At 41.5% G+C, this 5,297-nt stretch carries 7 protein-coding genes; 6 read left to right on the plus strand and 1 reads right to left on the minus strand.

The annotated features are described in order from the left end of the window. The first annotated feature begins 135 nt into the window (after positions 1-135). The 6 genes from D0T84_RS21120 to D0T84_RS21145 are packed head-to-tail and all read left to right on the plus strand — an operon-like array spanning position 136 to position 4,769. Positions 136-837, plus strand: coding sequence for a hypothetical protein (locus D0T84_RS21120; protein WP_163309915.1), 702 nt, complete (start codon positions 136-138; stop codon positions 835-837). 51 nt (positions 838-888) lie between these two features. Next, positions 889-1,251, plus strand: a complete 363-nt coding sequence (speD, locus tag D0T84_RS21125) for an adenosylmethionine decarboxylase (protein WP_163309916.1) — start codon at positions 889-891, stop codon at positions 1,249-1,251. Between the two features lie 2 nt (positions 1,252-1,253). Next, complete coding sequence (locus D0T84_RS21130; RefSeq protein ID WP_163309917.1) at positions 1,254-2,801, plus strand: DUF4178 domain-containing protein; 1,548 nt, start codon at positions 1,254-1,256, stop codon at positions 2,799-2,801. Positions 2,802-2,822: 21 nt separating this feature from the next. Further along, on the plus strand, positions 2,823-3,026 hold the full coding sequence (locus tag D0T84_RS21135) for a DUF350 domain-containing protein (protein ID WP_163309918.1): 204 nt from the start codon (positions 2,823-2,825) through the stop codon (positions 3,024-3,026). Between the two features lie 4 nt (positions 3,027-3,030). Then, positions 3,031-3,240 carry a DUF350 domain-containing protein gene (locus D0T84_RS21140; protein ID WP_163309919.1) on the plus strand — a complete coding sequence of 70 codons (210 nt, stop codon included), beginning with the start codon at positions 3,031-3,033 and terminating at the stop codon, positions 3,238-3,240. Between the two features lie 2 nt (positions 3,241-3,242). Next, positions 3,243-4,769 (plus strand): polyamine aminopropyltransferase, encoded by a 1,527-nt coding sequence (locus D0T84_RS21145; protein ID WP_163309920.1) that lies wholly within the window; start codon positions 3,243-3,245, stop codon positions 4,767-4,769. 6 nt (positions 4,770-4,775) lie between these two features. Here D0T84_RS21145 and D0T84_RS21150 read toward each other — a convergent pair whose 3' ends face one another. Continuing rightward, positions 4,776-5,183: a hypothetical protein gene (locus D0T84_RS21150; protein WP_163309921.1), complete on the minus strand. Its 408-nt coding sequence runs from the start codon at positions 5,181-5,183 to the stop codon at positions 4,776-4,778. Positions 5,184-5,297: the final 114 nt, after the last annotated feature.

The raw sequence follows: 5,297 nt of genomic DNA on the forward strand, positions 1-5,297 counted from the left end.
TAAGGAACCGCCACGTGCCGAACGGCATGCGTGGTGGTGTGAGAGGTCGGAAAATGAAATAGGAGGAAACTATTTCATTTTCCTCCTACTCGATTGGAAAGGAAAGTGCTATTTTTGAATTAAATTCTTGTAAGCATGAAACATCAACCGATACTTTTCCCAAAGAAAATACTATTTGTAGAGTTCCTTGTACGTGATTACCGTTTTAATGGAAAAGGGACTGTGCGGACGACATTGCCTCACGATGCATTTTTTTATACAGGCCCGTCAAAGGCAGGATATAGTACATCATCGTCTATCGGTTTCGATTCCGGGAAAGTTTTTGTCTCAGACGAGTTGCCGGATGCTATTATCAGTAAAGTCTTTAAGGAAAACACCAATATTGTTTGTTCCATTGCTGATGAGGCTTTACACAATGATAATACATGGACTAGGCATCCCAATCGGCTTTCGAGCAATAAGACCGGGTTTAATGGCAATCAAGGGCAACTGCCTTATGCAAACTTTAAGAGCATTGCTCCATATGGCTTTAATATTACTGATATTGATGAAAACGGTACGCTTATAACCGATTTTCCCCGCGCTAATATATATCATAGTATAGAAACAAACCAGACATTATGCTTCCTGTGCAGGAGGGAAGAGCGGGGCGATATGGATTGGTATACGCCGAATGTTAATCTTGTACTCTTTGTTAAGAATCATGGTCTGCACGATCGTGTTGATTTCTTACCACAGCAGGATATTGACAGGATTGTCAACAATAATCAGTTAAGTTCGGGTAAATGGAGTTTGCGTGATTTCCGGAAATCCTGCCTCAATTTTGAACTGGGTTGATTACTTTGTCCTTTTTTTATATATTTGCTTGCGAAAAACAAACTATGATAAATGAAGCACCGCTTTAAAGGAAGCCATATCCTGGCCGAATTTTATGGTATATCTAACACAAACGACGACAAGGACAGCCTGAAGCTGTGCCTCGAAAACTGCTGTGAACAAGCCCGTCTGACCTTGATGAAGTTTGACCATGTTGTTTTTCCCAACGGAGGGTATACCGCTTTTGCTTTGCTCGCGGAGTCACATATATCCATCCATACATATCCCGAATACCGGTCTATATTTCTTGATGTCTTTACCTGTGGAGATGCAGATACGATGAAGATCATCGATTTGCTCTCTGATTATTATCAGCCGGAGGAAAAGCAGATAAAGGTTATAGAACGGGGAAATGATAACCTTAACATGCAATAAACGTGGAAAGAATATACCAACTCAAAAGAAACGACAGCCTCGAAATCAATGGCCGCTCATTCCTCATACAGGGAGTGATGGAACTCAAGCAGGGTGCATACCAGTGGAAAGAATTCCTGCTGACAGATACATCCAACGGTGAAGAGTTCTGGTTCAATATAGAATTATCCTCACCGGATGAACTTATTCTCTACAAAGTAGGTGATTCCGCGTTATATCCTAAACCGCATGATGAAGGCTCGTCCATCCTTGAAGAAGGAGACGCCACTGTTGTCAGCAAAAGCGGCATAAGTGATGTCACAATGGGGAACGAAGTGCACTTTATCGACTACGAATCGGTGCACGACAACCAGCACGTTTTCAGCAGTGAGACGTGGGGGAGATACAGTGAGTTTTATGTAGGCGAAAGGGTTTTGTTCGAAAATATAAAATCCCAATCATTATCCGTTCTGCCATCGCTTCCACCAGAAAAAAAGCACGAGTGGGACAAACTGCCTGTTGGACAGCAACTGAAAATAAAAGGTAAAAGCTATACCGTTGTCGGTTTGGTGAAGCACAGGCATAAAAACGCTGCGTGGACAGAATATAAACTGGATAGCAGCAGGAAAGAATACTGGCTTTCGGTAGAAAAAATCAGTAAGGAGAAGTATGAGATTGGCCTGTCTCATTCTGTTCCAATCAATAGTATCAGATTCTCCGATTCGGACAAAAAAGCGGAGTGCAATAACATTATCTTCAATTTTGTAGAAAAAGGACAAGCTCGGGTTGCCGACTGTAAAGGGGATGTCGATTTCGATTACAACGAATCTTTTTCATACAAAGAATATCGCTCTACGAGTGGCGAACAGCTCTCCATCGAAATATGGGAAGACGAAACCGAAGCCTCACTGGGGGAAGAAATCAGTGAAGCCGATATAGAGGTGTTGGGCATTCGGCATATTAGCAACTGGAGTAGAAACAGTAGCAGTACCGGCGGAGGTAAAAACATCAAAGTGTATGTCTGGACAGCGATTGCGGCAATAATTGCTTTTATCATATTCTGGCCCTCATGCAGTTCCAAACGCCCTATCCGCGATGGACTGAAGTCGAACGCGATGTTTGCTTACGAAACCTCGGTGACATCAAACAATAAGTCCAATACCAAAAGTGATATCTACAGGTCTGATTATACGCCGGATGCCGTATGCAAAGCCATAATAGATATGGACTCTGAGAATGTAAAATCGGTTGTTACCTCGAATGACTCTATCGGAGAAGACCAGATAATGATACAAACCGATAAGGAAACAGCTCTTATCTATTTGGGCGAAGGAGGCAATACGCTGGTGCAGGTAAGTAAAAAAGGAGAGGAGCCACAGGATGAATACAGGCCCTATAGGGCATATCGCGGACATCGCCTGTATTGGTTTTTCAGATCCGTTTCCAGAAACAAGTATCTCGATCCCACAACAGTAAATAAGACTAAATATGATAATTATATATCCAGTGCCCGTCAGGCCAGTGTATACAGCCGCAGTTCGCGGGGTGGGGGTACAAGTTTTGGTAAGTAACTAATAATATAATATATACATATGTCACAAATATTAAATTCGATAGGATACGGAGCCTTAGGTATCGTACTGCTTATCATAGGTGCCGTAATTATGGATTTGCTTATTCCATACAAATTTACGCGCGAAATATTCGAAGAGAAAAGTAATGCTACAGGATTTCTTGTAGCCGGTATTTTCATAGGGCTTGCTATTATTATCAGGTCTGTAATTGTAGGAGGATAAAGGAATGAGTATATCTGGAATAGTATCTACAATAGAATATTGGGCTATCGGCATCGCCCTGTTTGCCATCGGCTATTATGCAATGGTATTGCTTTGCAAACTGGGAAAAATAGACCTAAACAAAGCCATCGACGACCACAACTCGGCTGCGGGTATCGCTATGGCCGGATTTATTATTGCCATCGGCATTATTATTAGCGGGGCAATACAATAGGGATGGGACAAAAGCAGTTCAATGCAGTCCCGCTTCTGTTTACAACACTTCTGATTTCCATCTGTTCTATTATTTATGAACTGATTATAGGAAGTCTGAGTTCTTATTTGTTGGGAAACAGCATTACTCAATTTTCTATTACCATAGGGCTCTACCTGTTTGCTATGGGTATCGGTTCCTATGTTTCAAAATATGTGAACCGCAACCTGTTCGATGCGTTTACGCTGGTAGAGATCACAGTGGGCTTGCTGGGTAGTTTCTCAAGCATCTTGCTGTTTGTTTGCCATATCTATACCAGCATCTACCCTTTGGTGATGTATCTGCTCACCTTATCCATTGGTCTGCTTGTCGGAATCGAAATCCCAATGCTGGTGCGCATCATCGAGAGGCACCAGCAAAATATAAAATCCAATATCGCCAACCTTTTCACCTTCGATTATCTTGGCGGTCTGATAGGTTCCATTGCTTTCCCTTTGCTGCTTTTGCCTCAGTTGGGATATGTGACTACAAGCTTTGTGGTGGGGCTTATCAACCTGATTGCTGCCGCTATTATTGTTGTGCGATACAGGGAACATCTCCGATATAGGAAGTTCTTTCAGGGCATACTGATTGTTTGCTTTATCACTGTACTGGGATTTACCGTTAGTGGCGACTATATCACTTATACCCTCGAAGAAGGCTTGTACCGCGACCGGATTGTATATTCCAAGCAAAGCCTTTATCAGAAAATAATTCTTACCAAGCATAAAAACGATCTGCGACTTTTCCTCGATGGCAATGTGCAATTTTCATCCACAGACGAATACCGGTATCACGAACCGTTGGTACATGTTCCGATGGCGGCATGTCCGCATGCGAAGGATATTTTGCTATTGGGAGCGGGAGACGGGCTTGCCGCAAAGCAGTTGCTGAAATATCCCGGTATAGAAACTATTACGCTGGTGGATTTGGACGATGCTGTCGTAAATCTGGCAAAAGAATATCCCGAAATATGCCGGTTAAACGACAGTGCATTCTTTAATCCGAAAGTAAGTGTAGTAATAGAAGATGCTTTCACCTATCTGCAACATCCGCAAAAGTTGTATGATGTTATCATTGTCGATTTACCCGACCCGAACAATGACGCCTTAAATAAGCTGTATACCACAGCCTTTTACCGTCTGATAAAAAATAACCTGATGCCGGGCGGGGTGATGGTCACACAGTCAAACAGCCCTTATTATACAAAAAATGCTTTTTGGTGTATCAATAAGACACTGAAAGAAGAATTTCCCTGTGTAGTGCCTTACCATGTGAATGTACCCTCATTCGGCGACTGGGGTTTTAATATGGCTTCGGAACAGCATATAGTTCCTGATAACTTGAAGCTACCGCCCAATATTACTTACCAGTATCTGAATGAAAGTAATTATCCGTCTTTATTCCTTTTTGCGAATGATGAAAAAGCAGATATGGACAAACTGGAGATAAATACGCTTTTCAAGCCAGTGCTGATAGGTTATTATGAAAAGGATATAGCAAGAATGTAATTCCGGTCAGAGCTGAACCTCGTAAATAAAACAGTTTCCGGTTATCGTATCCCTGAAATATCTCGATCCCTGATCGAAATCCTTATCAACTCTATAGCGGATATAAGTTTCTGTAGGATTGAACCATTCCGGTTTGTTATCGGGAAGGGTATATATTATCGTATCAGCTTTTAAATTATTAAACTGAGTAAATTCATTCCACCATTCTGTCGTAGGCTGAAATTCCAGATACATGATATACTCTTTTGTCCAGTGAGGCGATTGCCAGTATTGTCCGTTCTTTAAATTCAAATTATCTGTAGGCTTTGTTCCCGACCAGTATCTGTAAACTTCTATAGGATCAGTACTTTCAATCTCGCTACAACTTGTCAATATAAATAGAATTGAGAGAAATAATGTAAGCTTAAGTTTCATTGTAGTGTTTTATAATTTATCACTAGTGTCCGGTTTAGAAAATATTGACATCGTTAAAACCCTTATGGATAAAGGGGAGTGAGCACGTTCTTTGATTTTTCGATTTGAATTTTC

It is taken from the genome of Dysgonomonas sp. 521, from assembly GCF_010501055.1.
Lineage (GTDB): Bacteria > Bacteroidota > Bacteroidia > Bacteroidales > Dysgonomonadaceae > Dysgonomonas.

Bases quoted from the DNA above. Each gene is read 5' to 3' on its own strand.
- D0T84_RS21120 (WP_163309915.1), top strand. From the start codon at position 136: ATGAAACATCAACCGATACTTTTCCCAAAGAAAATACTATTTGTAGAG.
- speD (WP_163309916.1), top strand. From the start codon at position 889: ATGAAGCACCGCTTTAAAGGAAGCCATATCCTGGCCGAATTTTATGGT.
- D0T84_RS21135 (WP_163309918.1), top strand. From the start codon at position 2,823: ATGTCACAAATATTAAATTCGATAGGATACGGAGCCTTAGGTATCGTA.
- D0T84_RS21140 (WP_163309919.1), top strand. From the start codon at position 3,031: ATGAGTATATCTGGAATAGTATCTACAATAGAATATTGGGCTATCGGC.
- D0T84_RS21145 (WP_163309920.1), top strand. From the start codon at position 3,243: ATGGGACAAAAGCAGTTCAATGCAGTCCCGCTTCTGTTTACAACACTT.
- D0T84_RS21150 (WP_163309921.1), bottom strand. From the start codon at position 5,183: ATGAAACTTAAGCTTACATTATTTCTCTCAATTCTATTTATATTGACA.